The organism is Kaistia sp. MMO-174 (assembly GCF_037147815.1).
GTDB classification, from domain to species: domain Bacteria; phylum Pseudomonadota; class Alphaproteobacteria; order Rhizobiales; family Kaistiaceae; genus Kaistia; species Kaistia nematophila.
Genome location: NZ_JBBCUO010000016.1, coordinates 1 through 842 on the forward strand (window position 1 = coordinate 1; position 842 = coordinate 842).

Sequence of the window (842 nt, forward strand, 5' to 3'; positions counted from 1 at the left end):
GTCCTCGCAGCGGCAGACGCACAGGCTGCGCGCCAGAACCTTGTCGCGAACGCATACAATATCTCAGCCTCTGGCAGCCCTGTCTTTACGGCGGATCGAGGCTATACGGGCGACGGCGTCGGCGCCTATCTGAACACCGGGGCGGTGCCGGCGTCTCTCGCCAAGTTCAAACAGAACGATGCGAGCATCTTCAGCTACGCGAACACGAACGCCCAGGACGCGTCCAACGATGTCGGTACGCTGACCGGGGTCACGATCCTTCTCAAACCGTACACGGTGACGGGAACCCGCATCGACGCCCGCGTCAACAGCAGCGCGACCGGCCAAGGCGCCGTTGTCGCTACGGCCTTGGGCTTGACCGGCGTGTCCCGGTCGTCCAGTTCGTTGATGGATATAGTCCGAAACGGCGCCGTTTTAAACACCGTGAGCAACACCTCGGTGGCTCCCGAGGCCGTGCAGCCGATCACGCTCTTGCAAGGCGGCGGCTCGTACAGCGTCCGGCGTCTGGCGGTTGGAGGCTTCGGTGCGGGCCTGACTTTGCAGAACGTTGCGGACCTGTACGCCGCCCTGAACACCTATCTAACCGCCGTAGGAGCGAACTGATGCCCACCTTCGCCATGATCCTCATGACAAACACGCAGAAGAACAGCGCGGTCCTGCTGGACTATCCGGGGGTATCCCTCGGACCGCGCCAGATCGACAACACCCTGGCCAACTCTCTTGGCGAAGGCACGCTAGTCGGCAAGTGGGTCAGCCCCGCCCGCCTTCTGAACGATCCGGACTACGCCGTGTGGGTGCCGTTCTTCGACGGCTATCCGATCCGCGTCTTCGACAGCGAGACG

At 63.2% G+C, this 842-nt stretch carries 2 protein-coding genes; both read left to right on the forward strand.

Annotation, left to right across the window (positions count from 1 at the left end; all coding sequences use genetic code 11):
• Positions 1 to 603: hypothetical protein (locus WFK98_RS27195; protein WP_336802518.1), on the forward strand; the 603-nt coding region annotated here is incomplete at its 5' end.
• On the forward strand, positions 603 to 842 hold a 240-nt coding region (locus WFK98_RS27200), incomplete at its 3' end, for a hypothetical protein (protein ID WP_336802519.1). The genes WFK98_RS27195 and WFK98_RS27200, both read left to right, overlap by 1 nt.